Genomic DNA, 26,367 nt, shown 5'->3' on the forward strand with positions numbered 1-26,367 from the left:
CCTTTCTTGTTCATGTTACGGTAAACATTTTAGGGGGAACGAGGCGGAAAATCAATTATTTTTGAAAGATAGCGATTTTAAGCTGGATTTGGTATGATGAAGGCAGGTTTATTTCGCGAAAAAGAAAGAAGGTGTGAGTTTGGAAAAAGTAATCACCGTCGGCTGCCAGTTGCCGCATGTCGATGATGAACGGTTTTCCTATTCGATGGAAGAGCTTGCTTCGCTCGTTCATACAGCAAACGGCGAAGTCGTCATCATCCTTACGCAAAAGCGAGAGACGATTCATCCAGCTACGTATATTGGCAAAGGAAAAGTCGAAGAACTTGTGCGGCTCGTCGAACAGTTTGAACCAGATGTCGTCGTTTTTAATGACGAACTGTCGCCAAGCCAAAACCGCAACTTGACAAAGCTGTTAAATGTGCGGGTCATTGACCGGACGCAGCTCATTTTAGATATATTCGCGCAACGGGCGTGGTCAAAAGAAGGAAAATTGCAAGTCGAACTTGCCCAACTGCAATACATATTGCCGCGTTTAAGTGGACAAGGTGTCGAGCTTTCTCGTCTTGGCGGCGGAATCGGAACGAGAGGGCCGGGGGAAACGAAACTAGAAACAGACCGCCGTCATATTCGCCGTCGTATCGATGAGATTAAAGCGCAACTAAAAGTCATTGTTGAACATCGCGAACGCTATCGCGAACGGCGGAAGAAAAACGCGGTGTTTCAAATCGCGCTCGTCGGCTATACGAACGCTGGCAAGTCAACGCTCTTTAACCGTCTAACGAACGCCGATTCATTCGAGGAAAACTTATTGTTCGCCACTCTTGATCCGCTGACGAGAAAACTCGTGCTGCCGAGCGGTTATACGGTACTTTTGACGGACACGGTCGGCTTTATTCAAGACTTGCCGACAACGCTTGTCGCCGCCTTTCGCTCCACGCTAGAAGAAGTGAAAGAGGCGGATTTGATTTTACATATTGTCGATTCGTCGAATCCCGATTATATTCAACATGAACAAACCGTTTATCGCTTGCTCGAAGAATTAGAGGCGACGACCATTCCGATCGCGACGGTTTACAATAAACGCGACATCGTCCTCCCAAGCTTTGTTCCAAGTCCGAAAACAGATTATATGCTAGTGAGCGCGTTGAACGAACAAGACATACAAGCGCTGCGCCGATTTATGGAAACGAGGATCACAGAAGCGATGGAACGTTACGATGTGGCGATTCGAGCGTCTGAGGGAAAACTGCTCGATCAGTTAAAAGCAGAAACGATTGTACAGCACATGCACTACAATGAACAAAGCGGGATGTATGAATGCAGCGGCTACATCTTGCCAGATCATCCGCTTTTGTTGCAACTGAGAACATACAAAAAATAGAAAGGGTTGTTTTATGTTTCAGCATTTAAAGCACGGAGAAAAAATTTCCACGCTCGTCAAAGAAATCGAAGCACAAATTGCGCCGATTCATAAAGAGATCGAGGAACGGATCGACTATAACCAATACCGCGTGTTGCAAAGCTTTCGCCGCCATCAAGTGAGCGATGCGCACTTTATCCCGTCGACCGGGTACGGATATGATGACATCGGCCGGGATACGTTAGAAAAAGTATATGCGGACGTATTCGGCGGTGAAGCAGCGCTCGTTCGCCCGCAAATTATTTCTGGGACGCATGCGATTACAATTGCTTTATTTGGCGTTTTACGCCCGGGCGACGAACTGTTGTACATTACCGGTAAACCATACGATACGCTCGAAGAAATTGTCGGCATTCGCGGCAGCGGCATCGGTTCGTTAAAAGAGTTTCATATCGGCTACAACAGCGTTCCGCTTACAAGCGAAGGGAAAGTTGATTTTGTAGCGGTCAAACAAGCGATCAACGAACGGACGAAAATGATCGGCATTCAGCGTTCAAAAGGTTACGACCCACGCCCATCGTTTACGATTGCTGAAATCAAAGAAATGATCGATTTTGTGAAAGCGATCAAACCAAACGTCGTCGTCTTTGTCGATAACTGTTACGGCGAATTTGTTGAAGAACAAGAGCCATGCCATGTCGGTGCCGATTTAATCGCTGGTTCGCTCATTAAAAATCCGGGCGGAGGCTTGGCGAAAACAGGAGGATATCTCGTTGGAAAAAGCGAATATATAAAAATGTGCGCGTATCGGATGACATCGCCGGGAATCGGGGCGGAGGCAGGCGCCTCGTTATATAGTTTACAAGAAATGTACCAAGGCTTTTTCCTCGCGCCCCATATTGTCGGACAAGCGTTGAAGGGGGCAGTTTTTACGGCGGCGATGCTCGAGCGCATCGGCATGAATACGTACCCAACATGGAACGATGCTCGCACAGATTTAATTCAATCGGTGCAATTTGATGATCCGGAGCAAATGATTGCATTTTGCCAAGCGATTCAATTTGCGTCACCAGTCAACTCGCACTTTACGCCATACCCGAACTATATGCCAGGCTACGAAGATAACGTCATTATGGCAGCAGGCACATTTGTTCAAGGGGCAAGTATTGAGCTAACGGCCGATGGTCCGATTCGTCCGCCATATGTTGCGTACGTGCAAGGAGGACTGACATATTCGCACGTCAAAATTGCCGTCTGCACCGCCATTGACAAGCTCATCGAAAAGCATTTGATTTCTTTGTGAGGAATTATAACGTTTTATTGACATATTATCTAACAAATAATAAAATAAAAGTACTCGAATAATAAGGAGGAATTTGACATGAGTAGCAACATCCGCCGTTCAATGCCGCTGTTTCCGATTGGCATTGTCATGCAGCTCACTGAGTTGTCTGCTCGTCAAATCCGCTACTATGAAGAACACGGCCTTGTCTCTCCTGCGCGAACAGAAGGCAATCGTCGCCTCTTTTCGTTTAACGACGTCGATCGTCTTTTAGAAATTAAAGACTTAATCGATCAAGGGGTCAACTTGGCCGGAATCAAACAAATTTTCGCCTCTCGTCAAGCGTTCCAACAAGAACCGACAGAAAAAGTCGAAAAAGTTGTCAAGCAACAGCTTTCCGACGAAGAGTTGCGAAAATTGTTGCGAGCGGAGTTGATACAAGCAGGTCGCTTCAATCGCGCTTCGCTTCGTCAAGGTGACATCGCACGCTTTTTCCATTAATAGGTGGTTTATGTTTTTGCACATAAAAATAAATTTAGATCAACCGGGGAGGGTTTTAAATGGCGAAGTATACAAGAGAAGATATTGTTCGCATTGTGAAGGAAGAGAACGTTAAGTACATCCGTCTGCAATTTACGGATATTCTTGGCACGATTAAAAACGTCGAAATTCCAATTAGCCAACTTGAAAAAGCGTTAGACAACAAAATTATGTTTGACGGCTCTTCCATCGAAGGGTTTGTCCGCATTGAAGAATCGGATATGTATTTATATCCAGATTTAGATACGTTCGTTATTTTCCCGTGGACAGCAGAAAAAGGGAAAGTAGCACGCTTTATTTGCGACATTTACAATCCAGATGGCACACCGTTTGAAGGCTGTCCGCGCTACAACTTAAAGCGGATGCTTAAAGAAATGGAAGCGCTTGGGTTTACGGCGTTTAACCTCGGACCAGAGCCAGAGTTTTTCTTATTCAAGCTCGATGAAAAAGGCAATCCGACGCTTGAGTTAAACGACAACGGCGGTTATTTCGACTTAGCGCCGACCGATTTAGGAGAAAACTGCCGCCGCGATATCGTACTAGAACTAGAAGAAATGGGCTTTGAAATCGAAGCATCTCACCACGAAGTAGCACCAGGTCAGCACGAAATCGACTTTAAATATGCAAACGCGGTGAAAGCGTGTGACGACATTCAAACATTTAAACTTGTCGTTAAAACGGTGGCGCGTAAGCATGGTTTGCACGCAACGTTCATGCCAAAGCCATTGTTCGGTGTGAACGGTTCAGGAATGCACTGCAACTTGTCGTTGTTTAGAAACAACGAAAATGCATTTTTCGATCCAAATGGTGATTTGCAATTAAGTGATGTCGCTCGTCAGTTTATTGCCGGTGTGTTAAAACACGCACCGAACTTTACCGCAGTAACGAACCCGACCGTGAACTCGTACAAACGCCTTGTCCCTGGGTATGAAGCGCCTTGTTATGTCGCGTGGTCAGCGCGCAACCGCAGCCCGCTTATCCGCATCCCAGCATCGCGCGGCATGAGTACGCGAATTGAAGTGCGCAGTGTCGACCCAGCAGCGAACCCATATTTAGCAATGGCTGTTTTACTTGCCGCAGGATTGGATGGAATTAAAAATAAAATGACGCCGCCTGCGCCAGTTGACCGCAACATTTACGTTATGACAAAAGAAGAGCGCCTAGAGGAAGGCATCGTTGATTTGCCATCGACATTGGCAGAAGCGCTTGAAAACTTAAAATCAGACGAAGTCATCGTTAACGCATTAGGGAAACACTTATTCGAACATTTCATCGAAGCAAAAGAAATCGAATGGGATATGTTCCGTACCGCTGTCCATCAGTGGGAACGCGATCAATATATGTCGTTATATTAAAGCAAAAAAGCTATCTCGCTAGCGAGATAGCTTTTTTTAATGGATCATCCGATAAACGCCGACTACCTTTCCAAGAATCGTAACATCTTGTACAATAATTGGTTCCATATGTGGATTTTCCGGCTGCAATCGGAAATGGTCTTGTTCTTTAAAAAAGCGCTTCACGGTCGCCTCATTTTCTTCTGTCATTGCTACGACAATATCTCCGTTATTGGCAAATTGCTGCTGGCGCACAATGACATAGTCACCGTCCAAAATGCCTGCCTCCATCATGCTATCCCCCATCACTTCAAGCATAAACACTTGTTCACCGGACGGAACAAATCGTTCCGGAAGCGGGAAATAGTCTTCGATGTTTTCCACCGCCGTAATCGGCTGTCCTGCGGTCACTTTTCCGATGATTGGAACATTGACGACGTGGCTCGGTTGAGGGAAAGAAACGAACTCTGGATCTAAAATTTCAATTGCCCGTGGCTTCGTCGGATCGCGACGAATGTATCCTTTGCTTTCTAGTCGTGCTAAATGTCCATGCACCGTGGAACTAGAAGCAAGTCCGACTGCTTCGCCAATTTCGCGAACGGAAGGAGGATATCCTTTCGCCTTTACTTCCCGTTTAATAAACTCCAAAATTTGCTGTTGGCGTTTGGAAAGTTTGGACATGCTACACACCTCTTACTCATCGTTTTCCTCATTATAGCATGGGAAACACAGAAATACAAACATAAGTTCGAAAAACTGGTTGACACAAACAAATGTTCTGGTTATAATAAAAAACAAAAAAACGAACAAATATTCTGGTTGAGGGGGATATTGGATGAAACTTGTTCATTACCTTGTATTTTCTTGTTTATCGCTTTTATTACTAGCAGGGTTTGTATATGCAAGCAACCCGGTCGAAAAAGAAAAATATATCCAAATTACAGTAGCACCTGGCGACACGCTTTGGGATTTGGCGAATAAATACCGTACTTCGCATCATCTTTCGACAAACGAATTTATCGATTGGGTCATGGATGTCAACCATTTACCAAACGAAAAAGTCGTTGTAGGTGAAAAGCTCGTCATCCCTGTGCTAAAATCAGAGGCGGACAACATGCTTGCTATTAATAAATAGCGATGGAGATGGTGGAATGAATGCAATTATTTATTGCCGCGTGAGCACGACAAAAGAAGAACAGGAAACTTCGCTAGAGCGGCAGCGAGAAGAGCTTGAACACCTCGCTCAACAATACGGGTTTTGTGTCGTGAAGACGATTATGGAGCAGGCAAGCGGCTACGACATCGAGCGCGAAGGGGTGCTCGAGTTGTTGGATGCGTTAAAAGAAGAAAAAATTGATGCCGTTTTAATTCAAGATGAAACGCGGCTCGGGCGGGGAAACGCACGAATTGCTTTATTGCATTGCATTCAAAAAGAAGGGGCAAAGGTATATACCGTCAGCCATAACGGCGAAATGCAGCTGTCAGAAGCCGATTCGATGGTATTAAACATTCTAAGCATTGTCGAAGAATACCAGCGGAAAATACATAACTTAAAAATTAAGCGCGGCATGCAAAAAGCGGTCGAACGCGGCTACCGTCCGGAACGAAATTTGAAAAATGTTGGCGAGCATGCCGGACGAGAGCGAATAGAGCTTCCGGTGGAAGAAATCGTTCGCCTTCGCCATAACGGACTGACATTTGCAGAAATCGCGGCTACGCTCCGTGGTTTCGGATACGATGTATCGAAAGCAACCGTCCATCGCCGCTACCAAGAATACGTCCGTCAAGGAGAGTAGGTTGCTAATTTCCTGCTTGTCTTGTAAGATAAAGACGTAAAATTTGAGAAGAAATTAGGTGGAAAGATGTTACCAGCAGAAAAAATTGCTCGTATCAATGAATTGGCGAAAAAAGCAAAAACGATAGGGTTAACGGAAGCAGAACGAGCCGAGCAGACAGAGCTCCGCACGCAATACGTTCGTGCCTTTCGCCAAGCGATGGTCGATACGCTTCATTCCGTAACGGTTATTGACGCAAATGGGAACGATGTGACGCCTAAAAAACTAAAAGAAAGCAAAAAAAATCGGCTACATTAATAATTGTGACAAAAGAAAGCATTCTAATAAACGGATGCTTTCTTTTTTTGAAAGAAAAGTTGTACTTTTTTCCTTACTTTCTATATGATAGAGATGATAGGATGAAACGAAAGGATGGATACATATGTTACAGACGATTGACCAATTGGCGATCACGACAATCCGAACGTTGTCGATTGATGCCATTGAAAAAGCAAATTCCGGCCATCCAGGAATGCCGATGGGGGCAGCGCCGATGGCGTATACGCTTTGGACAAAATTTATGAACCATAACCCGAGCAATCCAACATGGTTTAACCGCGACCGCTTTGTTTTGTCGGCAGGACACGGCTCGATGCTTTTATACAGCTTGCTTCATTTAAGCGGGTATGATGTGTCCATGGAAGACATTAAACAGTTCCGCCAGTGGGGAAGCAAAACACCTGGTCACCCTGAATACGGTCATACACCAGGAGTAGAAGCGACGACAGGTCCGCTTGGTCAAGGAATCGCGATGGCGGTCGGGATGGCGATGGCGGAGCGGCATTTAGCTGCTACATACAACAAAGAGAATTTTGAAATCGTGAACCATTACACATATGCCATTTGCGGCGATGGCGACTTAATGGAAGGGGTCGCTTCCGAAGCAGCTTCATTAGCAGGACATTTAAAGCTCGGCCGCTTAATTGTGCTATATGACTCAAATGACATTTCCCTTGATGGGGAATTAAATCTTTCGTTTTCGGAAAATGTCGGTCAACGTTTCCAAGCGTACGGTTGGCAATATTTGCGCGTCGAAGACGGAAATAATATTGAAGAAATTGCGGCAGCGATTGTGGAAGCACAAAAAGAGTTAAATCGCCCGACGTTAATTGAAGTAAAAACGACGATTGGCTTTGGCTCACCGAGCAAAGCAGGTACTTCCGACGTTCACGGTGCGCCGCTTGGGGCCGATGAGCTAAAACGCACAAAAGAAGCGTACAAATGGACGTTTGAGGAAGACTTTTACGTACCGGAAGAAGTATATGCCCACTTCCGTGAAGTCGTGCAAGAAGCTGGCGCGAAAAAAGAAGCAGAATGGAACGAGTTGTTTGCAGCTTATAAACAATCCTATCCCGAGCTTGCTCATCAGCTAGAGCTTGCAATCGAAGGAAAGCTCCCAGAAGGATGGGAAGCCAATATCCCAGTTTATCCAGAAGGAAAAAGCTTAGCGACGCGCGCTTCTTCAGGCGAAGTGCTTAATGCAATTGCGAAAGCCGTACCGTATTTCATCGGGGGTTCTGCTGACCTTGCCGGCTCTAACAAAACGCTCATTAAAGGAGCAGGCAATTTTATGCCAGAAAGCTACGAAGGTCGCAACATTTGGTTTGGTGTGCGTGAGTTTGCGATGGGCGCTGCAATGAACGGCATGGCGCTTCATGGTGGTGTGAAAGTATTTGGTGGTACGTTCTTTGTCTTCTCGGACTATTTGCGTCCAGCCATTCGTTTAGCAGCGTTAATGGGCTTGCCGGTAACGTATGTACTAACGCATGACAGTATCGCGGTTGGCGAAGACGGACCAACGCATGAGCCGATTGAGCAATTGCCATCGCTGCGCGCGATGCCGAACTTATCGGTCATTCGTCCGGCAGATGGGAACGAAACAGCGGCAGCGTGGCGCTTAGCGGTAGAATCGACTGACCGTCCGACGGCACTTGTGTTGACAAGACAAAATTTGCCAACGCTTGCCACAACAGCCCAGCGCGCATATGAAGGAGTGAAAAAGGGGGCGTATGTTGTATCGGAAGCCGAGGGTACCCCGGAAGCATTACTTTTGGCATCTGGTTCAGAAGTAAGCCTTGCTGTCGAAGCGCAAAAAGCGTTAGCAAACGAGGGCATTCACGTTTCTGTTGTCAGCATGCCATCGTGGGATCGGTTCGAACAGCAGCCAAAAGACTATAAAGAGCAAGTATTGCCGAAACATGTGAAAAAACGTTTAGCGATCGAAATGGCTTCTTCGCTCGGATGGGAGCGCTATACAGGCGATGAAGGCGACATTTTAGCAATCGATCGCTTCGGCGCTTCTGCACCAGGCGAAAAAATTATGGAAGAATACGGATTTACGGTCGACAACGTTGTCCAACGAGCGAAAGCGTTGCTGAATAAGTAAGCGAAAAGCTGCCCTAAAAAGGGGCGGCTTTTCTTATCGGTTGGCTTCGAGAACTGGACAGTCGCCTTCGCGTTTCGTTTTTTCGACAAAACTAGAGAATTTTTTCTTCATCAATAGACATCTTTTTCTTTCTTCTTTTTCTATAATAGAGAAAAAGGGGAATGGGGGACGAGCGGTGGCACGTTATTGGATTTATTTATTTCATGACGACGTAGCGTATAGCTATTATGATCAAGCGGAGAAAATTGTACAATTGTTGCGGGAATATCAGTATCAGCCAACGTTAAAAAGCGTTTGTCGCAAGCAAATTGAGTTTATTACAGAAAAACTTTCGTTTTCACGGCTAGAGCTCGGGCTGAAAGAGCATTTTGTCGGAACAGTTGAAAAAAACTTAGAGCGAAATATGTTTGTGCTACGTGAAAAAAGCGAAGAAGCGCTTATTATCGTGCAAAAGCGGCGACTATTACTGGCTTGTGACTATCCATCGTTAACTGAACGAATTTTCCAAACGTTTTCCCATATCTCACCGTTTTTTTTCGCGGTTGATCTTTATTTTCATCATTATCAATGGCTTCTACCAGTGGCGGACGAAAGAAAATTTGCGTAAATAAAAGATTTTTACGGGGAAATATTGTATAATAGCGCATTGTTTAGTACACTGTTAGGTAGACAACATGAAGGAGGAAAAGTAGTATGTGGACAACGATTCTCGTTGGCGTTCTAGCGCTCGTCGCTGGAGTAGCGCTAGGCTTTTTCATTGCCCGTAAAACGATGATGAACTATTTAAAGAAAAACCCGCCAATTAACGAACAAATGATTCGCATGATGATGATGCAAATGGGAATGACGCCATCCCAGAAGAAAATCAATCAAATGATGAAAGCGATGAACAATCAGCTGAAATAGACGATGGACAGGCACTCTGCGGAGTGTCTTTTTGCTTTTTCTTTAAAAAAATGTATATTTTTGCTATAATGAGGTAACGTGTTACTTATATTGGAGTTTCGACAGAAGGGGAGAGAGAATGAAGGTTTTTCTCGATTTGTTTTGGTTTTTCCGCCAAGAGAAAAAAGCATATATCACAGGCATCTGTTTATTAATGATCGTCGCCTTATTAGAGTTAGTCCCGCCGAAAGTCATTGGTCTTATGGTCGATCGTATAAAAAATGGGAATGTTACGGTTGGCATTCTCGGGACATGGCTGTTTGTGCTGCTCATGGTTGCAATATTACTGTACGTGTTTCGCTATTTTTGGCGTGTTTGCATTTTTGGTGCTGCAGCAAAGCTTTCCAAGCAACTTCGCAATGAACTATACGCCCATTTTACGAAAATGCCCTCATCGTTTTACCAACGAAAACGAATCGGTGATTTAATGGCACATGCGACGAATGATTTGCAGGCGATTCAACAAACGGCAGGCACAGGAGTGCTAACGCTTGTCGACTCCCTATCACTCGGCGGCTTCGTCTTAGCGGCGATGGCGACGACGATTAGCTGGAAATTGACGTTGATTAGCTTGCTTCCAATGCCGGTGATGGCGCTTGCGACAAGCCGTTACGGAACGATGTTGCATCAACGGTTTTTAAAAGCACAAGAAGAGTTCTCTTCGTTAAATGATAAAGTGCAAGAAAGCGTGAGCGGCATTAAAGTAATCAAGGCGTTTGGATATGAGAAAGAAGATATGGAATCATTTCGAAAAAAATCGGCGGAAGTAGTAAAAGAAAATATCGCGGTGGCTAAAGTAGATGCCCTTTTTGATCCGACGATTTCTCTCGTTGTTGGCGTGTCGTTTTTCTTAGCGATCACCTTTGGTGCGAAAATGGTGTTAACTGGAGAACTGACGATTGGAGAACTCGTCTCGTTTACGACGTATTTAGGGTTGCTCATTTGGCCGATGCTTGCGTTTGGCTGGCTGTTTAATATCGTCGAACGAGGGCGTGCTTCGTACGATCGTGTGCGCCAATTGCTAGAAGAACCAAGAGTGAAAGAATCAGAGCAAGCAATCGAGACCACACCAAGTGGCGATATTACGTACGAGGTAGAGCGATTTACGTATCCGAACGATGCTGCTTTCGCCCTGCAACATATTCAGTTTACGTTAAAACGTGGAGAAACGCTAGGTATTGCCGGAAAGACGGGGGCTGGAAAGACGACGTTATTGAAGCTACTCGTGCGGGAGTATAGCGAATACAACGGCAGCATTCGATTTGGGGAGCATGAAATTAGAGATTATGCGCTTTCCGCGCTGCGTGCGGCCATCGGTTACGTACCGCAAGATCATTTTTTATTTTCCGCTACCGTCAAAGAAAATATTGCCTTTGCGATGCCAAATGCATCAGGTGATGAAGTGATGAATGTTGCAAAACTCGCCCACATTCATGACGATATCGTTCAGTTTGCAGACCAGTATGATACGATCGTTGGTGAACGTGGCGTTTCGCTTTCGGGCGGACAAAAGCAGCGCATTTCCATTGCCCGTGCGCTTCTGCTAGATCCGGCAGTATTAATATTAGATGATTCGCTTTCGGCTGTCGATGCGAAGACGGAAGAACAAATTTTAACATCATTAAAAGAAAAACGAAAAGGAAAAACGACAATCATTACCTCCCACCGGTTAAGCGCCATCGAGCATGCCGATTTGATTATCGTATTAGATGATGGGCAAATCATCCAAACAGGAACGCATGAAACGTTAATGAAGGAAAAGGGCTGGTATCGCGACATGTACGAACGCCAGCAGCTAGAATCGCTAGTCGAGCAAGGAGGGGGAAAATGGAACAGCCATTAACAGCGAAAGAACAGCGCCAAATATTATGGCGCTTGCTTTCCTATATGAAAAATGAGAAGCGTACGGCTATACTTGCTTTTTTCTTGTTAATCACGGCGACGACTCTTGAACTTGTCGGACCGTATCTCGTCAAAGTGTTTATTGATGACTATTTAATCCCGCGCCACCTTGCCCTTCGCCCACTTATCGTCATCGCTACAATTTACATCGGAACAGTTATTATAAAAGTGGTTGTCACGTATTTTCAGCTTGTCAAATTTCAAGAAATTGCGTTACGCGTCATTCAACAACTGCGCATCGATGTATTTACGAAAATGCATGGGCTTAGTATGCGTTACTTTGACAAAACGCCAGGCGGAAGCATCGTGTCGCGCGTCACAAATGACACGGAAGCGATTAAAGAGATGTTTGTGGAAGTGCTTGCAAGCTTTGTGCAAAATGGGGTATTTGTGTGCGGCATTTTTGTGACCATGTTTTTATTGGATGTGAAGCTAGCTCTTTATTGCCTTTTTCTATTGCCGTTCATTTGGTGGCTCATTCAAACGTATCGCCATTATAGCTCGATATTTTATAAAGAGATGCGTGAGCGACTAAGCGAGCTAAACGCCAAACTGAACGAATCGCTACAAGGGATGGCAATTATTCAAGTTTTTCGGCAAGAAGAACGGTTGCAGAAAGAATTTGCCAAAATTAATGACCTTCACTACCGAGCAGGGGTGAAAAACATTAAGTTGGATGGACTGTTGCTGCGTCCAGCGATCAACGTTGTGTATGTTGTGTCCATTATGGTTGTCCTTAGCTTTTTTGGATTGTCCGCGCTAGAAAGCCCGGTGAAAGTCGGTGTGCTTTATGCCTTCATCAATTATTTAGAGCGCCTTTTTGAGCCGATTAATCAAATGATGATGCGGCTTTCGTTTTACCAGCAAGCGATTATCACTGGCTCACGCCTGTTTGCGTTTCTTGATCTGACAGAATTGGCGCCGAAAACAAAACCGTCTTCCGCAGCGATTTCCAAAGGAAAAATTGAGTTTCGTAACGTGAGTTTCTCGTACGATGGAAAGCAAGACGTGCTAAAAAATATTTCGTTTACCGTTCAGCCAGGAGAAACGGTGGCGCTCGTTGGACATACAGGAAGCGGGAAAAGTTCAATTGTCAATTTGCTTATGCGGTTTTATGAATTTGACCGCGGCGACATTCTCATCGATGGAATTTCGATTTGCGACTATTCCAACGCAGAACTACGGAAAAACATCGGTTTAGTGTTACAAGACCCGTTTTTGTTTTACGGAACGATTCGCGACAATATTCGCATGTATAAGCAGTTGACGGACGAACAAATCATAGAAGCTGCACGCCTTGTGCAGGCGCATGAATTTATTGAGAAATTGCCAAAACAATATGACCATCTAGTCGTCGAACGCGGGGCAGCGTTTTCGAGCGGCCAGCGTCAACTGATTGCCTTTGCTCGCACGTTAGCGAGCAATCCGAAAATATTGGTGTTAGATGAAGCGACTGCGCACATTGATACGGAAACAGAAGAGGCGATTCAGCAGACATTGAGCAACATGCGGAAAGGGAGGACAACGATTGCCATCGCCCACCGCTTGTCCACCATTCAAGATGCCGATCAAATACTTGTACTTCATCGCGGGGAGATTGTCGAAAGAGGAACCCATCAACAATTATTAGCGCAAAGAGGGCTTTATTATAGCATGTACATATTGCAAAACGGAAAAATTGATGTGGAAAATTGCATTTAAAGGAGCGCCTCGCTTCTATTAGTGTGAGAGGAGGCGTTTCGCCTTTTTCATATATTCGTTATACTGGTTTAATAGCAAATCGAGCTCTTGGCTTAATTGAATGGTGATTGTTGCGTTCAGCCCGCTTTTTGCAACGACTTCCATTAATTCGCTTCGCTTTTTTTCAATGAGCTTTAGCATTTCTTGTTTTGACATGGAAAACAAATCCTTTCTCTACAGAGGTCGGTATCAGTTGGCAAAGATGTACGTTATGCCACGTATTATATACGATTTTGGTAATAAATTCAAAAGGAAAAAAATTAATTTTTTCTCATTTGTGAAGCAGAAAATAACAAGAAAACTCATTTTTTTGCTAAAATAAAAAGAAAAAGGAATTAGGGGTTGGAGTGAATGGCGGACATCAATATATTTTTAGCGTTTGGGGCAGGATTTTTATCGTTTATTTCGCCATGCTGTTTGCCGCTTTATCCCGCGTTTTTATCGTATATTACTGGGGTATCAGTCGGTGAGTTGCAGTCAGAGCAGGCGATGCTGCAAAAGCGTAGCTTGTTACATACGATCTTTTTCTTGCTTGGTTTTTCGCTTATTTTTGTTTCCATTGGTTTTGGTACATCGCTCATCGGCGAATGGTTTAAGCAATATCAAAACTTTATTCGACAAATCGGTGCAATTCTTATCATTTTTTTTGGTTTTGTCATTGTCGGGGTATTTAAACCTAGTTTTTTAATGAAAGATCACCGTGTGTCGTTTCGTAGCCGTCCGTCAGGGTATGTTGGTTCTGTTTTGATTGGGATGGCGTTTGCGGCAGGGTGGACTCCGTGTACCGGACCGATTTTAGTATCGGTCATTGCGCTAGCTGCGACAAATCCAGGGTCAGGAATGTTGTATATGGCAGCATATTCTCTCGGATTCGCTGTTCCATTTTTCATTTTGTCTTTTTTCTTAGGAAAAATGCAATGGATTCGCCGTCATCACGTGAAAATCACAAAAATTGGCGGATATGTGATGATTGCGATGGGCGTTATCCTTTTCTTTGATTGGATGACGAAAATCATTGTCTATACAACAAGCATTTTTGGTGGATTCAGCGGATTTTAATTGTCAAAATCGATCATTTATTGTCACTATATTTAAGTTGAAAAATTCTATTAGATTCGCTACATTGTTGCTTAGGACTGTTAACCCGTTATGCGGATTGGATGTAATAGGGGGATGAGTATGGCAAAAGTGTTAATTGTCGATGATGCGAAATTTATGCGAATGACGTTATCGAACATTTTAAAAAAAGCAAACCATGAAATTGTTGGGGAAGGCGAGAATGGGAAAGAGGCGGTGGAACTATACCGGTCGTTGCAGCCGGATGTCGTGACATTAGATATTACGATGCCAGTGATGAACGGCATCGAAGCGGTGAAGGCGATTAAAAAGCTCGATCCCAATGCGAAAATTATTATGTGTTCTGCGATGGGTCAGCAAAAAATGGTCGTAGAAGCAATCGAAGCAGGTGCCGCTGATTTTATTGTCAAACCGTTTGAAGAAAGTCGAGTGATCGAGGCGCTTTCTCGAGCATTAATGTAGAAAATAGAAGACGGTTCATATATAATGAAACCACAAAATTTAGCAGCAAAGGATGATTACCGTTGGCAATTGTAAGTTCGATTATGGCAGTAATAATGGCTTTTCTTATTTTATTTGTACGTATGAAAGCAGCAAAAAAGCCGACGAATGCGAAAAAAATTATTTTGCCACCGCTTTTTATGAGCACTGGTTCACTAATGTTTTTAGATCCGCTGTTTCGGGTGACGAAGGCAGAACTGCTAGAAGCGATTGTGCTGGGTGCTTTTTTCTCCATCTTTCTCATTAAAACGTCGAAATTTGAAATTCGCGATAACCATATATATTTAAAGCGCTCTAAAGCATTTGTTTGGATTTTAGTAGGGCTTATTGTCATTCGTTTGGCATTAAAATCATATTTAGGGAGAACAATTGATTACCACCAGCTCAGTGGAATGTTTTATTTATTGGCGTTTGCGATGATCGTTCCATGGCGCGTTGCGATGTACGTTTCGTATAAACGCTTAGAAAGACAATTGAAATACAACCCGACTGTTCGGCTAACATAACAAAAAAGATGGGGACTCCCATCTTTTTTGTTTTAGCTCAATAAGTGTCTATATGGCGCCAGATCAATTTGTTGTTCGTTCAATGCTTTGACTAAAAACTTATGGTCGCGCTTTGGGGTTGCGATGATATACCCACGGATGACCAAATCTTTCGTAATGGCTGTCGCTTGTTCGTTCAACGCAAGTTCGCCAATTTTACCGGCGATTTTTTGTCGGGCGACATCGCGGAACAATTCCGGCACCGGCTTGACTAACTCTTCAAGTAGCGCCTTTTCTTCTGCCCCCCATAAATGCCGCGTTTGTGCAATGTAATATTCTTGCCAATCAAGCTCTGATTTTCCATCCGCTTTCGGTAGCCGTTTTAAAAACTTTCGGAACATAAAAAAGCCACCAATCGACATCGTGACAAACAAAAAGACAACCCAAAACAAAATAAACCAAAGAAACCAACCTGTTAACATCTTCCCACCTCTATGAGTCCGTTCTATGACTCATTATCGCGAAAATCGCGAGTTTTGGCAAGAATCACGGTTTTTTCCGTCTGTTACGAAACTGTAATATAACTGTAAAGAAAAGCGCGGAAGCCTTATATATCAATAGATAGGGCAAGGTTTGTTTCTTTGAAAGGGAATGTAAACCAGTGATTCACTTCTCAAAACATGCTAATCTAGTAAATGCGAACGGGAGCCAAAAAGCAGCTATGAGGAGGAACCGATGGTAAAAAAATTTTTTGCAACACTCGCAGTAGTTTGCTGTATGGTCGTAACGTTTACCACATATGAGAGTAGTGCAGCAACCTCGTATACATATTACAAGGTGCAGCAAGGAGACTCTTTTTATAAAATCGCCCAAAAATATAAAACGGCAATCACCGTTTTAAAAACGTTAAACAAACGGACGAACGACCGGCTTGTTGTAGGCGAAACGTTAAAAGTACCCGTAACGGCGAAAACAACAGCAGGAAAGAAAAATTTGAAAGTAAGCATTACTGCCGAAGAACGAAAGCTTTTAGCGCAAATTGTTCAAGCGGAAACGGGGTTTAGCGAACCGTTCGCAGGAAAAATAGAAGTTGCGCTTGTTATATTAAATCGTGTTAAAAACCCTGCCTTTCCGAATACGATTAAAGGTGTTATTTACCAAAAAACGAAAGCAGGCTATGCTTTTGTTCCTGTACGAACAGGAAAACTAGCAAGCATTCAACCAACGAAACAAGACTATGCAGCGGTTGATCGAGCGTTAGCGCTCTTTCCGACGGATCAACGTCACTCGTTATATTTTTACAACCCAGCAGTAACAAAAGACAAATGGATGTTGTCAAGACCTGTGACGATTCGCATCGGTCACCATGTGTTTACGAGATAAAAAGAGGATGGCGACATCCTCTTTTTTACATATCATGGCTTGAGTTATGTTTTTGCCGTGTATGGTTATGGTTTTTCACTTTTTTCGATCCATCTAACGGCTCTGGTTGTCCACTTTCTTTTGGCGCGTTTTTACGTATGTCTTTGCTTGTGTTTTTGTTTGTCATCATATCCGCCTCCTTCACTTGTTAGAATGGCAATATCATCTTTTCTTTATTCACTGTATAAATTTCTAACGATTTGAAACGATAAGAATACGATTGCAGAAGGAGGGAAGAAAGGTGCCATATCATAAAGACAAACAACAGGCGTTTCAAGCGGCAGAAAAAGGAACGATGGAAGCGAAGGAATGGTATGATCATTTAGTGCGTGATCAAGCGGATTACGGAAGCCAGCTAAAACATTTAAAACAAGAAGTAAACGAAGCGTTTGAACAAATTAATAATGCGATGGAAGTCGCTTCCGAAACGCAACGTATACGGCTTGAGCAATTTCGCCAAGATTTACAAGGCATTGTCAATGAAGTAAATGAGTTGAAATGAAAGGGAATGTCATCTGGCATTCCCTTTTCATACGGTTGGTTAAGACAATCCTAGAGGACGAAACGATTCCATTATTGATTCTTTTTTCTTTTTTTGTTATTCTGCCGTTGTGCCTCTGTTAACGGTTCGTTCGAAAATTCTTCGTTATAGCCGGCCCCCATTCCTTGTGCGCTCGCAGCGTTCATCCCTGGAATGATGTGGTTTGCTTTTCGTTTTCCCATTCGATTCACCTCCGCTAGTAGTTTGCAGCTACAAGGAAAATTTATTCTTTTGCGTAAGAAACGGGGGAATAATTATTTACAATTCATAGTGGCTTATAATAAGATAAAAGCGTACCAATTTTACGGGTTTTGGGAGAATTCGTACTATTTTTTCGACGAATGAGCGAAAAAGTAGTATAGTATGAACTGAGGGGGTATACATATGGTAAAGCAAGATGTATTCAACGCCCGCGCTTCATTTGACGTAAACGGTAAAAAATACAATTACTACCGTTTGCAAGCGCTTGAAGAAGCGGGAATTGGCAACATTTCTCGTCTGCCTTATTCCATTAAAGTATTGTTGGAGTCCGTCCTTCGCCAAGTAGACGGTCGTGTCATTACGAAAGAGCATGTCGAAAACTTGGCAAAATGGGGGACATCGGAATTAAAAGACATCGATGTTCCATTTAAGCCATCACGCGTTATTTTACAAGACTTTACAGGTGTGCCAGCAGTCGTTGACTTAGCTTCGATGCGTAAAGCAATGGCAGATATTGGTGGTGACCCGTACGAAATTAATCCAGAAATTCCGGTCGACCTTGTCATCGACCACTCGGTGCAAGTCGACAAAGCCGGAACAGACGATGCGCTAGAGTACAACATGAACTTAGAATTTGAGCGCAACGCAGAGCGCTACAAATTTTTAAAATGGGCGCAAAAAGCGTTTAACAACTATCGTGCAGTTCCACCAGCAACAGGGATCGTTCACCAAGTAAACTTAGAATATTTAGCAAGCGTTGTTCATGCGGTAGAAGGAGAGAACGGGGAATACGAAGTGTTCCCAGATACGCTTGTTGGCACAGACTCCCATACAACGATGATTAACGGGATCGGCGTACTTGGCTGGGGCGTTGGTGGGATTGAAGCAGAAGCAGGAATGCTTGGACAACCTTCTTACTTCCCAGTGCCAGAAGTGGTTGGTGTTCGCTTAACAGGAAAGTTGCCAAACGGAACGACCGCTACTGACCTTGCGTTAAAAGTCACGCAAGTGCTTCGTAAAAAAGGTGTCGTCGGCAAGTTCGTTGAATTTTTCGGACCAGGCGTTGCGACGTTGCCTTTAGCAGATCGTGCGACGGTCGCAAACATGGCGCCAGAGTATGGGGCAACATGCGGCTTCTTCCCGGTCGATGCAGAAGCGCTGGACTATTTGCGCTTAACAGGCCGTGAAGAACACCATGTACAAGTCGTCGAAGCATACTGCAAAGCAAACGGCTTATTTTATACGCCGGACGCAGAAGAGCCATTGTTTACAGATGTGGTGGAAATCAACTTGTCTGATATTGAAGCAAATCTTTCTGGTCCGAAACGTCCACAAGATTTAATTCCGCTTTCAAAAATGAAAGAATCGTTCCGTGAAGCGGTAAAAGCACCGCAAGGAAACCAAGGCTTCGGCTTAACAGAAGCGGATCTCGATAAAGAACTGACCGTGACGTTAAACGGCGAAGAAGTGACAATGAAAACGGGTGCGATCGCGATTGCCGCAATCACAAGCTGTACGAACACATCGAACCCTTACGTGTTAATCGGTGCTGGCTTAGTGGCGAAAAAAGCGGTAGAAAAAGGATTGAAAGTTCCGAAATACGTCAAAACATCGCTCGCACCAGGATCAAAAGTCGTCACAGGATACTTAAAAGATTCGGGCTTGCTTCCGTACTTAGAACAAATCGGTTTTAACATCGTTGGTTACGGTTGTACGACATGTATCGGCAACTCCGGTCCGCTTGCGCCTGAATTAGAAAAAGCGATTGCCGAAAACGACCTGCTTGTGACAAGCGTTCTTTCGGGTAACCGTAACTTTGAAGGACGGATTCATCCGCTTGTAAAAGGCAACTATTTAGCATCGCCGCCGCTTGTCGTTGCATACGCTCTAGCTGGCACGGTCGATATCGACTTGTTAAATGAGCCGATCGGCAAAGATAAAGACGGCAATGCCGTATACTTTAATGACATTTGGCCAACGACGGAAGAAGTAAAAGAAGTCGTGAAACAAACCGTCACACCAGAGTTGTTCCGCAAAGAATATAAGCGCGTGTTTGATGACAATGCACGTTGGAATGCGATCGAAACAACGGACGAACCACTTTATCAATGGGACGAGGATTCGACGTACATTCAAAATCCGCCGTTCTTTGAAGGGCTGTCTCCAGAAGTTCGCCAAGTACAACCGCTTACAGGCTTGCGCGTTGTCGGTAAATTTGGCGACTCTGTCACAACGGATCATATTTCACCAGCTGGATCGATCGGCAAAAATACGCCGGCAGGACAATATCTCATTTCGAAAGGCGTCGATCCAAAAGATTTCAACTCCTACGGTTCTCGCCGTGGCAACCACGAAGTGATGATGCGCGGGACGTTTGCGAACATCCGCATTCGCAACCAAATCGCGCCAGGCACAGAAGGCGGATATACAACTTACTGGCCAACAGGCGAAGTAATGTCCATTTACGATGCATGCATGAAATATAAACAAGAAGGTACAGGGCTTGTTGTCATCGCGGGCAAAGACTATGGAATGGGTAGCTCTCGCGACTGGGCAGCAAAAGGGACGTTCTTGTTAGGCATTAAAACGGTTATTGCGGAAAGCTTTGAGCGCATTCACCGCTCGAACCTCGTCTTGATGGGTGTGTTGCCGTTGCAATTTAAAGATGGGGAAAACGCAGAAACGCTTGGGCTTACTGGCAAAGAAACGTTCGAAATCCATATTGATGAGAACGTCAAACCGCGCGATTATGTGAAAGTAACGGCAACTGACGAAGCAGGCAACAAAAAAGAATTCGAAGTGCTCGTCCGCTTCGATAGCGAAGTCGAGATTGACTACTACCGTCACGGCGGTATTTTACAAATGGTATTGCGCGAAAAATTGCATCAGAAATAAATGCAGAAGGGTGTCCTTGTTGGGCACCCTTTTGGTTAGAAAACATAAGTTACCAGTTGCATGTATATAATCAACACTCGTGCTACTTTTTATTGCTTCGTTTTGCTGCATTTTCTAATTCGCTTTTTGGATCAGGTGTCCATCCGTCTTGTCCGAGCCCTTGTGGATTAACGCCTAGCGCTTTCGTTCCACGATTTTTCCCACCATTTTTCGCCATTGTTTTCACCCCCCTTATGGATATGGTTGCCTGTCGATGAAAAAACTATGTTTAAGAAAGGGGGAGAAGGCAATGAATCGTGCGTTAAAAACAGCATTGTGGGCGATCGCCTTTGCGCAATTTTTAAAAATCCCGCTGAAAAAATGGGAGACAGGAAAGTGGTGTTGGAGGTATTTTTTTGAAACTGGTGGAATGCCAAGCTCTCACTCGGCAGGCGTTTCATCACTAGCAACGTTTATTGCGTTGGAGCGTGGGATGCGAACAATTGATTTTGCACTTGCCGCTCTCTTTGGATTAATCGTCATGTATGACGCTCAAGGGGTGCGGCGGCAAGCAGGGGAGTTGGCGATTCGCCTTAACGAATTAGCAGAAGACGTAATGCGCCTTGAACAAAACCCGAAAGAAACGTTATATGAGAAAAAGCAAGCACGCCTTCGTGAACGGCTTGGCCATCAACCAATCGAAGTCGTTGGCGGGGCATTATTTGGGATGGCAACAGGCTTTCTGTCGTATGTATTCGCTCGAAAAAGCTAGCCAACGTGGAAAAAATACGATAAGATGAAAGCGACTACATGAATCAGGAGAAAGAGCATGAGGAAGCAAACAGTTGCGCAATATTTTGAGTTTCTTGAAAGCAAAGGCTTTCGTCTAGACAAAGACGTATTTCGTTTCGTGCAGTTTGGACAACAGTATACACAAGCAAGCGACGAACTGACGATTATCGCGCTTGAGTGGACGTTGAAAGTGCAACGTCAATTTGACGGAAGTTTTTTTCTTGCTTTGTTAGAGGAGTGGAAGCAACAGCAAATTATAACGCGCCAACAAGCGCGTTTATTTATGAAAGAAAAAGGATTTATTAACGAATAAAACCATCCTCCGGCGATGCGAGGATGGTTTATAAAGTGAGCTCGTTTTTTCGCCGCTTTTCTATCCATAAGGAAAGCGGAAGTTCAGCGATGACCATACCAACTAAAATGCTGCTACAGCCGATGAGGTCGAATGTTGAAAGCCGCTCGTTTGCCCAAAGATAAGCAGTGATCGCGGCAAATACTGGTTCCATGGAAAAAATAAGAGCGACGCGGGCAGGGGTCGTATATTTTTGAAAATTCGTCTGAGTTAAAAAGGCAGCGACAGTAGCGAAAAGCGACGTAACGAGAAGTGCTGTCCATACTTCTTTGCGTGCGAAAACAGCATGATTCCATGTTGGTTCTTCAAACAGAACCGCCAAAATAGAACACATCACGGCAACAGTAAAAATTTGCACGATCGTTAATAATAGTGCTGGATAATGACTGGCATATTTTCCCGTAATGACAATATGGAAGGCAAACGAGATGGCGCAAAAAAAGACGAATAAATCGCCGCGATTGACCGACCATTCTCCGTTATTCATCGTTAAAAAATATAAGCCGACCGTCGCCATCATCGCCCCAAGCACGGCGTTGGTGGTCGGTTTTTGTTTTAGAAAAAGGAAGGCAAGAAACGGAACGATAACGACGCTCAACCCCGTAATAAACCCTGCGTTTGCGGACGTTGTATATAGCAATCCAATCGTTTGCAACGCATAGCCGCCAAAAAGCCAAATGCCCATCCATCCTCCAGCAATGAGTACGGGTTGGTTGACCAACCGAAGCAGCGGGCGATGAAAGAGGCATGCCCAAACAAGCAGAAAAATTCCTGCTAGCCAAAACCGAACAGCATTAAACGAAAGCGGTGGCAAAAAAGAAATCGCGTTTTGTACTACGACAAACGTCGCTCCCCAGACAAATGCAACTGCAAGCAGGCTAACATCAGCAACCCATTGTTTTTTCATTTCCCATCCCTTTCATATACATTAATAACAAAATATAGATTCAGGTCTAAGTGAAACTATTGTTACTTTACCATCATTTTCGAAAAATTTCCATCCTTTTTTCCAAAAGCGGGGGAGTTGTTATGTTCGGGAAAGGTTTGTTGTATAATAAAAAGAAGAATGATGGTGGAAGGATGACAAAAAGTGGACGTAATTATTCAGTGGACGTACATAACGCTAAAAAAACAAGAAGTGGTATTAACTTCTGACCTTCTCCCCGTGGAAAAGGCGCTTTTATTAGCGGAAGACTTTGAAAGAACGGGGCGTGTGAAGGAATTAGTGTTTATTGACCGGCGCAATACCGAGTGGACGAAAAAAGAATTAGTAAAACTATTACAAGAAATTGAAACAGAGCCGCATGATATTGTTGCTTATTTTGATGGGGGATTTGATAAGGAAACGCGAGAGGCAGGGGTGGGTGCCGTTGTTTATTACAAACAAAACCATCAGTCGTATCGTCTGCGGACCAATCGCCGGCTAGGGCAACTAGCGTCGAATAACGAGGCAGAGTATGCAGCATTTTGGTTTTTGGTTCAAGTATTAGAAGAAATTGGTGTACATCATTTGCCAGTTATTTTTCGGGGTGACTCCCACGTGGTACTTAATCAGTTGTCAGGGACGTGGCCGTGCTTTGAAAAAGATTCGATTGCATGGCTTGACCGCATCGAGGAGAAACTAAACGAGCTTGGCATTCAGCCGATTTATGAGCCAATTTCGCGCAAACAAAACAAAGAGGCGGATCAGCTCGCGAGCCAAGCGCTCGAGGGGAAAATGATTACGAGTACGATCGAGCTTGCAAAGAAAGGGAACGACGGCCATGAGTAAAGAAGAAAAGCTTTTGAAACGAAAAGAAATACTCGAAAAACTAAATGATCTCCATCATTCGTATTGCGAAGGGTGTTTTCTAAAAACTACGTTTCGCAAAGAAGTTGGAAAAACGTACGCACAATCATTTTGTATTACGCAGTGTACGGTTGGGGAAAAGATAAAAGGATACGGAGAAATGTTATTGGCGGTTTCGCGATAAAAAGGCTGACCATAGCGGGCAGCCTTTTTATTGCATCGCCTCGTTTAGTTGATGCTCAGCTTGTCGCAATCGTTGTTCGCATTTAGCGAGGAATGAGTCATCGACGCCCGTTTGCTTGCTTCGAATGCGCGCTAGTTGGTCGTACGCGTTGGCGATTGCTTGTTTGGCGCCTTCTAGCATGTCGTGGTCGAGGCTCATCGTTGCCGTGCCGACCATTTTTTGCGCTGTTTCAACAAACATGTCAAGCTGTTTCAGATCATTGTAGCCAGTGTGAAGTTCCATTACACACACCTCCTAGCGAATAGTGTTTGTTGCGAGCACGAAAATATGTATGGCAATTGTGGTAAAAATTCCATAAGAAAAAGGCTGGCATATGCCAGCCTAATCTCGTCTTGCCTATATGTTTTTAGGCGCTATCGCCCCTAATGGTTCCGTTATGCGAGCGAGCCTTCGCCAATAGGCGGGCGCCTTTATATGTCAACGAGCGCTTAATTATAATTTTACGACGTTCGCCGCTTGTGGTCCGCGGTTTCCTTGAACAATTTCAAAAGAAACTTCTTGACCTTCTTCTAACGTTTTATAACCTTCACCTTGAATTGCTGTGAAGTGAACGAATACGTCCGCTCCGCCTTCTACTTCGATGAACCCATAGCCTTTTTCATTGTTAAACCATTTTACTTTACCGTTTTGCATAATACTTAATTCCTCCTAATACCTTTAGCACCTTACGGCTAGCTTAAAAATTTTTATCAAATAACGGAATATACTCCACAGCGGTCTAAGGTGAGTGCTTCGTGCTGTATCGTTTGAGATATATTCTGTTAAATGATGTCTTTACTATACACTAATGAAACGACATCGTCAAGGAAAAGCAAATGAAATTCAGAAAAAATTTGCAAATTTTTTAGCATTCGTTTGAACAGCAGGGAAATGACGGGAAGTTGTAGAATAAATATGTATGAGTAGTTAACGGATGACATACATTGGTAATAAGAGAGGAGGGGTTATATGTATCGCGGAATGATTAACGGAAAAGAAGTGATTATCCATTTAGGGAAAAAAGTAAAAGCGCAATATGCGGATGACCATAAACTTTACCATGCTGTGCTTTCTTATGGAGAAACGGCGTTTAAAAAAGGGCAACAGGCGTTCGGGATTTATAACGATCATATTGGATTAATTGTGGCGGAAGTAGAAAACCATGATATACCGGTGATTCGGGTCGACTATGTGATCGAAAATGAAAATGTCTACGAATAACGGTTGACAAATGGGGGATGATGGAATAAATTATAGGTAAGCCATGTTGAAAGCGTTATCATTTTAACGGACCTTTGCCAAAAAAGGCATAGGTCTTTTTCTCTTTTTTTGAATGAGTGAAACGTATGGTTGTTTCATGCGTATGATGAATAAGAGATAGACAAGAGGTGAAGAAATATGTTGTTGCGAAAAATGATGTCAAAATTAGGTGTCGGTTCGGCCTATGTCGACTTACGTTTAAATAAACATGTATTACAGCCGGGAGATGTGATGGAAGGAGAGCTTTATATTCGCGGCGGAACGGTCGACCAGAAAATTGAAAGGCTTGATGTGGCGTTCGTTTGCAAAACGGTGCGCAATGGGAAAGAAGAAGATACCGTGATTGCGACAATTCCAGTGATGGGGGAATTTATAATCAAAGAAGAGGAGACGAAAGTATTGCCGTTTCGTTACCGTCTTCCAGAGGAAATAGTGCCGTCACAGCCGGGTGTTTCGTATCGGTTTATTACTCGCTTGCATATTGAAGACGCCATCGATACGCTCGATTTTGACTATATTCGAATTGTGCCAAAAGAGAAAAAATTTAAGAATTTATATTGACAACGCTTACAAAACAGCTTATCATTATAAACAAGTTAACAAATGTGGCGGAGATTCGGAGACTCACACATATTCCCCTAGAATGGAGGAGATGTGTGGGTCTTTGTCTTTTTGTCACAAAAAAACAAAGGGGGAATGAAAGATGACACCATTTGTTGCCGAGGTTGTCGGCACCGCATTGCTTATCATTTTTGGGGGTGGAGTTTGCGCGGGGGTGAGTTTGAAAAAATCGTTCGCGCAAAATTCCGGTTGGATCGTCATTACGATGGGATGGGGAATGGCAGTTGCAATCGCTGTTTATGCGGTTGGAAAGTTCAGTGGTGCCCATTTAAATCCGGCTGTTACGCTGGCACTTGCGTTTAACGGTGACTTTCCATGGGCGAATGTACCGAAGTATATTGTAGCCCAATTTCTTGGAGCGATAATTGGAGCAACCGTAGTATTTCTTCACTACTTACCGCACTGGAAAGAAACAGAGGATCCTGGGGTGAAACTCGGTGTGTTTTCAACAGGTCCAGCCATCCCTAATACGTTTGCCAATTTGTTAAGTGAAATCATCGGTACTTTTATCCTTGTTGTAGGAATTTTAGCAATTGGCGCCAATAAGTTTACTGATGGACTCAATCCATTTATTGTTGGATTTCTCATTGTTGGTATCGGCTTGTCGCTTGGGGGAACGACTGGTTATGCCATTAACCCGGCTCGTGATCTAGGTCCGCGTATTGCTCATTTCTTGTTGCCGATTCCGGGAAAAGGTTCTTCGAATTGGTCGTATGCATGGATTCCGGTTATAGGTCCGGTGCTTGGCGGCTCGTTCGGTGGATTATTTTACAAAGCGGTTTTTTTAGGACAAATGACTGCAATATTTTGGTATGTGCTTACTGCACTTGTCATTGTGTTAGCAATTGCCTTTATCCAACAAGGAAAGGCTGCCTATAAAACATCCAAAAAAACGTTCATGTAAA

Annotated in this window: 34 protein-coding genes; 25 read left to right on the forward strand and 9 right to left on the reverse strand. The window is 43.9% G+C overall.

Annotated features, from left to right (window positions below):
- Positions 1-133: 133 nt before the first annotated feature.
- The 4 genes from hflX (at position 134) to glnA (ending at position 4,537) form a co-directional block, all read left to right on the forward strand.
- Complete coding sequence (gene hflX / locus GFC30_RS07960; RefSeq protein ID WP_066324058.1) at positions 134-1,381, forward strand: GTPase HflX; 1,248 nt, start codon at positions 134-136, stop codon at positions 1,379-1,381.
- Positions 1,382-1,394: 13 nt separating this feature from the next.
- Complete coding sequence (locus GFC30_RS07965; RefSeq protein ID WP_066324062.1) at positions 1,395-2,663, forward strand: methionine gamma-lyase family protein; 1,269 nt, start codon at positions 1,395-1,397, stop codon at positions 2,661-2,663.
- Positions 2,664-2,741: 78 nt separating this feature from the next.
- Positions 2,742-3,143, forward strand: coding sequence for a MerR family transcriptional regulator (locus GFC30_RS07970; RefSeq protein WP_066324064.1), 402 nt, complete (start codon positions 2,742-2,744; stop codon positions 3,141-3,143).
- Positions 3,144-3,202: 59 nt separating this feature from the next.
- On the forward strand, positions 3,203-4,537 hold the full coding sequence (glnA, locus tag GFC30_RS07975; protein WP_066324066.1) for a type I glutamate--ammonia ligase: 1,335 nt from the start codon (positions 3,203-3,205) through the stop codon (positions 4,535-4,537).
- 36 nt (positions 4,538-4,573) lie between these two features.
- On the opposite strand, the gene lexA is transcribed toward glnA, so the two are convergent.
- Positions 4,574-5,197 (reverse strand): transcriptional repressor LexA, encoded by a 624-nt coding sequence (gene lexA / locus GFC30_RS07980; RefSeq protein ID WP_066324068.1) that lies wholly within the window; start codon positions 5,195-5,197, stop codon positions 4,574-4,576.
- Positions 5,198-5,351: 154 nt separating this feature from the next.
- On the opposite strand from lexA, the gene yneA reads away from it, so the two are divergent.
- From yneA to GFC30_RS08020, 8 genes are all read left to right on the forward strand, one after another.
- A complete protein-coding gene (yneA, locus tag GFC30_RS07985; RefSeq protein ID WP_066324070.1) occupies positions 5,352-5,651 on the forward strand; it encodes a cell division suppressor protein YneA in 300 nt (99 codons plus the stop codon).
- 16 nt (positions 5,652-5,667) lie between these two features.
- Complete coding sequence (locus tag GFC30_RS07990) at positions 5,668-6,312, forward strand: YneB family resolvase-like protein (protein ID WP_066324072.1); 645 nt, start codon at positions 5,668-5,670, stop codon at positions 6,310-6,312.
- A gap of 66 nt (positions 6,313-6,378) precedes the next feature.
- Positions 6,379-6,609 carry a DUF896 domain-containing protein gene (locus GFC30_RS07995; RefSeq protein ID WP_066324077.1) on the forward strand — a complete coding sequence of 77 codons (231 nt, stop codon included), beginning with the start codon at positions 6,379-6,381 and terminating at the stop codon, positions 6,607-6,609.
- Positions 6,610-6,733: 124 nt separating this feature from the next.
- Positions 6,734-8,737, forward strand: a complete 2,004-nt coding sequence (tkt, locus tag GFC30_RS08000; RefSeq protein WP_066324078.1) for a transketolase — start codon at positions 6,734-6,736, stop codon at positions 8,735-8,737.
- Between the two features lie 175 nt (positions 8,738-8,912).
- The gene (sirA, locus tag GFC30_RS08005) at positions 8,913-9,344 is read left to right on the forward strand and encodes a sporulation inhibitor of replication protein SirA (protein WP_066324081.1); all 432 of its coding nucleotides are present in this window, start codon (positions 8,913-8,915) and stop codon (positions 9,342-9,344) included.
- A gap of 86 nt (positions 9,345-9,430) precedes the next feature.
- Positions 9,431-9,643 (forward strand): YneF family protein, encoded by a 213-nt coding sequence (locus tag GFC30_RS08010; protein WP_066324084.1) that lies wholly within the window; start codon positions 9,431-9,433, stop codon positions 9,641-9,643.
- Positions 9,644-9,761: 118 nt separating this feature from the next.
- Positions 9,762-11,525, forward strand: coding sequence for an ABC transporter transmembrane domain-containing protein (locus GFC30_RS08015; protein ID WP_066324087.1), 1,764 nt, complete (start codon positions 9,762-9,764; stop codon positions 11,523-11,525).
- Positions 11,510-13,285, forward strand: a complete 1,776-nt coding sequence (locus tag GFC30_RS08020; RefSeq protein ID WP_066324089.1) for an ABC transporter ATP-binding protein — start codon at positions 11,510-11,512, stop codon at positions 13,283-13,285. Before GFC30_RS08015 ends, GFC30_RS08020 begins: the two co-directional genes overlap by 16 nt.
- Positions 13,286-13,303: 18 nt before the next feature.
- Here GFC30_RS08020 and GFC30_RS16485 read toward each other — a convergent pair whose 3' ends face one another.
- Positions 13,304-13,480, reverse strand: a complete 177-nt coding sequence (locus GFC30_RS16485) for an aspartyl-phosphate phosphatase Spo0E family protein (protein ID WP_084256235.1) — start codon at positions 13,478-13,480, stop codon at positions 13,304-13,306.
- 195 nt (positions 13,481-13,675) lie between these two features.
- Here GFC30_RS16485 and GFC30_RS08025 point away from each other — a divergent pair, with 195 nt between their 5' ends.
- The 3 genes from GFC30_RS08025 to GFC30_RS08035 all read left to right on the forward strand — a co-directional run bounded on the left by GFC30_RS08025 (position 13,676) and on the right by GFC30_RS08035 (position 15,408).
- Complete coding sequence (locus tag GFC30_RS08025) at positions 13,676-14,383, forward strand: cytochrome c biogenesis CcdA family protein (protein WP_066324091.1); 708 nt, start codon at positions 13,676-13,678, stop codon at positions 14,381-14,383.
- A gap of 120 nt (positions 14,384-14,503) precedes the next feature.
- Complete coding sequence (locus GFC30_RS08030) at positions 14,504-14,863, forward strand: response regulator (RefSeq protein ID WP_066324093.1); 360 nt, start codon at positions 14,504-14,506, stop codon at positions 14,861-14,863.
- Between the two features lie 62 nt (positions 14,864-14,925).
- The gene (locus GFC30_RS08035) at positions 14,926-15,408 is read left to right on the forward strand and encodes a CcdC family protein (RefSeq protein ID WP_066324095.1); all 483 of its coding nucleotides are present in this window, start codon (positions 14,926-14,928) and stop codon (positions 15,406-15,408) included.
- A gap of 32 nt (positions 15,409-15,440) precedes the next feature.
- On the opposite strand, the gene GFC30_RS08040 is transcribed toward GFC30_RS08035, so the two are convergent.
- Positions 15,441-15,869, reverse strand: a complete 429-nt coding sequence (locus tag GFC30_RS08040; protein ID WP_066324100.1) for a DUF2621 domain-containing protein — start codon at positions 15,867-15,869, stop codon at positions 15,441-15,443.
- Between the two features lie 253 nt (positions 15,870-16,122).
- On the opposite strand from GFC30_RS08040, the gene GFC30_RS08045 reads away from it, so the two are divergent.
- The gene (locus tag GFC30_RS08045) at positions 16,123-16,770 is read left to right on the forward strand and encodes a cell wall hydrolase (protein WP_066324104.1); all 648 of its coding nucleotides are present in this window, start codon (positions 16,123-16,125) and stop codon (positions 16,768-16,770) included.
- Positions 16,771-16,795: 25 nt separating this feature from the next.
- Here GFC30_RS08045 and GFC30_RS08050 read toward each other — a convergent pair whose 3' ends face one another.
- The gene (locus tag GFC30_RS08050) at positions 16,796-16,936 is read right to left on the reverse strand and encodes a small acid-soluble spore protein P (protein WP_066324106.1); all 141 of its coding nucleotides are present in this window, start codon (positions 16,934-16,936) and stop codon (positions 16,796-16,798) included.
- Between the two features lie 114 nt (positions 16,937-17,050).
- Here GFC30_RS08050 and GFC30_RS08055 point away from each other — a divergent pair, with 114 nt between their 5' ends.
- Positions 17,051-17,311 (forward strand): hypothetical protein, encoded by a 261-nt coding sequence (locus GFC30_RS08055; RefSeq protein ID WP_066324112.1) that lies wholly within the window; start codon positions 17,051-17,053, stop codon positions 17,309-17,311.
- A 71-nt stretch (positions 17,312-17,382) separates the two neighbouring features.
- Here the strand turns inward: GFC30_RS08055 and sspO are convergent, their stop codons facing one another.
- Positions 17,383-17,532 (reverse strand): small acid-soluble spore protein SspO, encoded by a 150-nt coding sequence (sspO, locus tag GFC30_RS08060; protein WP_066324115.1) that lies wholly within the window; start codon positions 17,530-17,532, stop codon positions 17,383-17,385.
- A gap of 202 nt (positions 17,533-17,734) precedes the next feature.
- Here sspO and acnA point away from each other — a divergent pair, with 202 nt between their 5' ends.
- A complete protein-coding gene (gene acnA / locus GFC30_RS08065; protein ID WP_066324122.1) occupies positions 17,735-20,446 on the forward strand; it encodes an aconitate hydratase AcnA in 2,712 nt (903 codons plus the stop codon).
- Between the two features lie 82 nt (positions 20,447-20,528).
- Here the strand turns inward: acnA and sspL are convergent, their stop codons facing one another.
- A complete protein-coding gene (gene sspL, locus GFC30_RS08070) occupies positions 20,529-20,663 on the reverse strand; it encodes a small, acid-soluble spore protein L (RefSeq protein ID WP_066324123.1) in 135 nt (44 codons plus the stop codon).
- A gap of 72 nt (positions 20,664-20,735) precedes the next feature.
- Between sspL and GFC30_RS08075 the strand changes: the two genes are divergently transcribed.
- Together GFC30_RS08075 and GFC30_RS08080 are read left to right on the forward strand one after the other, a co-directional pair.
- Positions 20,736-21,197 (forward strand): divergent PAP2 family protein, encoded by a 462-nt coding sequence (locus GFC30_RS08075; RefSeq protein ID WP_066324125.1) that lies wholly within the window; start codon positions 20,736-20,738, stop codon positions 21,195-21,197.
- A 57-nt stretch (positions 21,198-21,254) separates the two neighbouring features.
- Positions 21,255-21,530, forward strand: a complete 276-nt coding sequence (locus GFC30_RS08080) for a DUF6123 family protein (RefSeq protein WP_066324132.1) — start codon at positions 21,255-21,257, stop codon at positions 21,528-21,530.
- A gap of 28 nt (positions 21,531-21,558) precedes the next feature.
- Here GFC30_RS08080 and GFC30_RS08085 read toward each other — a convergent pair whose 3' ends face one another.
- The gene (locus GFC30_RS08085) at positions 21,559-22,476 is read right to left on the reverse strand and encodes a DMT family transporter (RefSeq protein ID WP_066324134.1); all 918 of its coding nucleotides are present in this window, start codon (positions 22,474-22,476) and stop codon (positions 21,559-21,561) included.
- A 183-nt stretch (positions 22,477-22,659) separates the two neighbouring features.
- On the opposite strand from GFC30_RS08085, the gene GFC30_RS08090 reads away from it, so the two are divergent.
- Positions 22,660-23,340: a ribonuclease H family protein gene (locus GFC30_RS08090; RefSeq protein ID WP_066324137.1), complete on the forward strand. Its 681-nt coding sequence runs from the start codon at positions 22,660-22,662 to the stop codon at positions 23,338-23,340.
- Positions 23,333-23,542, forward strand: coding sequence for a zinc-finger domain-containing protein (locus GFC30_RS08095; protein WP_066324139.1), 210 nt, complete (start codon positions 23,333-23,335; stop codon positions 23,540-23,542). The genes GFC30_RS08090 and GFC30_RS08095 overlap by 8 nt, the downstream gene beginning before the upstream one ends.
- 27 nt (positions 23,543-23,569) lie before the next feature.
- Here the strand turns inward: GFC30_RS08095 and GFC30_RS08100 are convergent, their stop codons facing one another.
- Positions 23,570-23,824 carry a DUF2564 family protein gene (locus GFC30_RS08100; RefSeq protein ID WP_066324140.1) on the reverse strand — a complete coding sequence of 85 codons (255 nt, stop codon included), beginning with the start codon at positions 23,822-23,824 and terminating at the stop codon, positions 23,570-23,572.
- A 210-nt stretch (positions 23,825-24,034) separates the two neighbouring features.
- A complete protein-coding gene (gene cspD / locus GFC30_RS08105; protein WP_027408825.1) occupies positions 24,035-24,235 on the reverse strand; it encodes a cold-shock protein CspD in 201 nt (66 codons plus the stop codon).
- Between the two features lie 315 nt (positions 24,236-24,550).
- On the opposite strand from cspD, the gene GFC30_RS08110 reads away from it, so the two are divergent.
- From GFC30_RS08110 to GFC30_RS08120, 3 genes are all read left to right on the forward strand, one after another.
- The gene (locus GFC30_RS08110) at positions 24,551-24,802 is read left to right on the forward strand and encodes a hypothetical protein (RefSeq protein ID WP_066324142.1); all 252 of its coding nucleotides are present in this window, start codon (positions 24,551-24,553) and stop codon (positions 24,800-24,802) included.
- Between the two features lie 177 nt (positions 24,803-24,979).
- Entirely contained in the window at positions 24,980-25,402 is a 423-nt protein-coding gene (locus GFC30_RS08115; RefSeq protein ID WP_066324144.1) for a sporulation protein, read from the forward strand.
- Positions 25,403-25,544: 142 nt separating this feature from the next.
- Positions 25,545-26,366 carry an MIP/aquaporin family protein gene (locus GFC30_RS08120; RefSeq protein WP_066324147.1) on the forward strand — a complete coding sequence of 274 codons (822 nt, stop codon included), beginning with the start codon at positions 25,545-25,547 and terminating at the stop codon, positions 26,364-26,366.
- The last annotated feature ends 1 nt before the right edge of the window (position 26,367 follow it).

Source organism: Anoxybacillus amylolyticus (genome assembly GCF_001634285.1).
GTDB lineage: Bacteria > Bacillota > Bacilli > Bacillales > Anoxybacillaceae > Anoxybacteroides > Anoxybacteroides amylolyticum.

Coding starts and splice junctions, on each gene's coding strand:
- GFC30_RS07965 (WP_066324062.1), top strand. CDS start 1,395: ATGTTTCAGCATTTAAAGCACGGAGAAAAAATTTCCACGCTCGTCAAA.
- GFC30_RS07970 (WP_066324064.1), top strand. CDS start 2,742: ATGAGTAGCAACATCCGCCGTTCAATGCCGCTGTTTCCGATTGGCATT.
- glnA (WP_066324066.1), top strand. CDS start 3,203: ATGGCGAAGTATACAAGAGAAGATATTGTTCGCATTGTGAAGGAAGAG.
- lexA (WP_066324068.1), bottom strand. CDS start 5,197: ATGTCCAAACTTTCCAAACGCCAACAGCAAATTTTGGAGTTTATTAAA.
- yneA (WP_066324070.1), top strand. CDS start 5,352: ATGAAACTTGTTCATTACCTTGTATTTTCTTGTTTATCGCTTTTATTA.
- GFC30_RS07990 (WP_066324072.1), top strand. CDS start 5,668: ATGAATGCAATTATTTATTGCCGCGTGAGCACGACAAAAGAAGAACAG.
- GFC30_RS07995 (WP_066324077.1), top strand. CDS start 6,379: ATGTTACCAGCAGAAAAAATTGCTCGTATCAATGAATTGGCGAAAAAA.
- tkt (WP_066324078.1), top strand. CDS start 6,734: ATGTTACAGACGATTGACCAATTGGCGATCACGACAATCCGAACGTTG.
- GFC30_RS08010 (WP_066324084.1), top strand. CDS start 9,431: ATGTGGACAACGATTCTCGTTGGCGTTCTAGCGCTCGTCGCTGGAGTA.
- GFC30_RS08015 (WP_066324087.1), top strand. CDS start 9,762: ATGAAGGTTTTTCTCGATTTGTTTTGGTTTTTCCGCCAAGAGAAAAAA.
- GFC30_RS08020 (WP_066324089.1), top strand. CDS start 11,510: ATGGAACAGCCATTAACAGCGAAAGAACAGCGCCAAATATTATGGCGC.
- GFC30_RS16485 (WP_084256235.1), bottom strand. CDS start 13,480: ATGTCAAAACAAGAAATGCTAAAGCTCATTGAAAAAAAGCGAAGCGAA.
- GFC30_RS08025 (WP_066324091.1), top strand. CDS start 13,676: ATGGCGGACATCAATATATTTTTAGCGTTTGGGGCAGGATTTTTATCG.
- GFC30_RS08030 (WP_066324093.1), top strand. CDS start 14,504: ATGGCAAAAGTGTTAATTGTCGATGATGCGAAATTTATGCGAATGACG.
- GFC30_RS08040 (WP_066324100.1), bottom strand. CDS start 15,869: ATGTTAACAGGTTGGTTTCTTTGGTTTATTTTGTTTTGGGTTGTCTTT.
- GFC30_RS08045 (WP_066324104.1), top strand. CDS start 16,123: ATGGTAAAAAAATTTTTTGCAACACTCGCAGTAGTTTGCTGTATGGTC.
- GFC30_RS08050 (WP_066324106.1), bottom strand. CDS start 16,936: ATGACAAACAAAAACACAAGCAAAGACATACGTAAAAACGCGCCAAAA.
- sspO (WP_066324115.1), bottom strand. CDS start 17,532: ATGGGAAAACGAAAAGCAAACCACATCATTCCAGGGATGAACGCTGCG.
- acnA (WP_066324122.1), top strand. CDS start 17,735: ATGGTAAAGCAAGATGTATTCAACGCCCGCGCTTCATTTGACGTAAAC.
- sspL (WP_066324123.1), bottom strand. CDS start 20,663: ATGGCGAAAAATGGTGGGAAAAATCGTGGAACGAAAGCGCTAGGCGTT.
- GFC30_RS08075 (WP_066324125.1), top strand. CDS start 20,736: ATGAATCGTGCGTTAAAAACAGCATTGTGGGCGATCGCCTTTGCGCAA.
- GFC30_RS08080 (WP_066324132.1), top strand. CDS start 21,255: ATGAGGAAGCAAACAGTTGCGCAATATTTTGAGTTTCTTGAAAGCAAA.
- GFC30_RS08085 (WP_066324134.1), bottom strand. CDS start 22,476: ATGAAAAAACAATGGGTTGCTGATGTTAGCCTGCTTGCAGTTGCATTT.
- GFC30_RS08095 (WP_066324139.1), top strand. CDS start 23,333: ATGAGTAAAGAAGAAAAGCTTTTGAAACGAAAAGAAATACTCGAAAAA.
- GFC30_RS08100 (WP_066324140.1), bottom strand. CDS start 23,824: ATGGAACTTCACACTGGCTACAATGATCTGAAACAGCTTGACATGTTT.
- cspD (WP_027408825.1), bottom strand. CDS start 24,235: ATGCAAAACGGTAAAGTAAAATGGTTTAACAATGAAAAAGGCTATGGG.
- GFC30_RS08110 (WP_066324142.1), top strand. CDS start 24,551: ATGTATCGCGGAATGATTAACGGAAAAGAAGTGATTATCCATTTAGGG.
- GFC30_RS08115 (WP_066324144.1), top strand. CDS start 24,980: ATGTTGTTGCGAAAAATGATGTCAAAATTAGGTGTCGGTTCGGCCTAT.
- GFC30_RS08120 (WP_066324147.1), top strand. CDS start 25,545: ATGACACCATTTGTTGCCGAGGTTGTCGGCACCGCATTGCTTATCATT.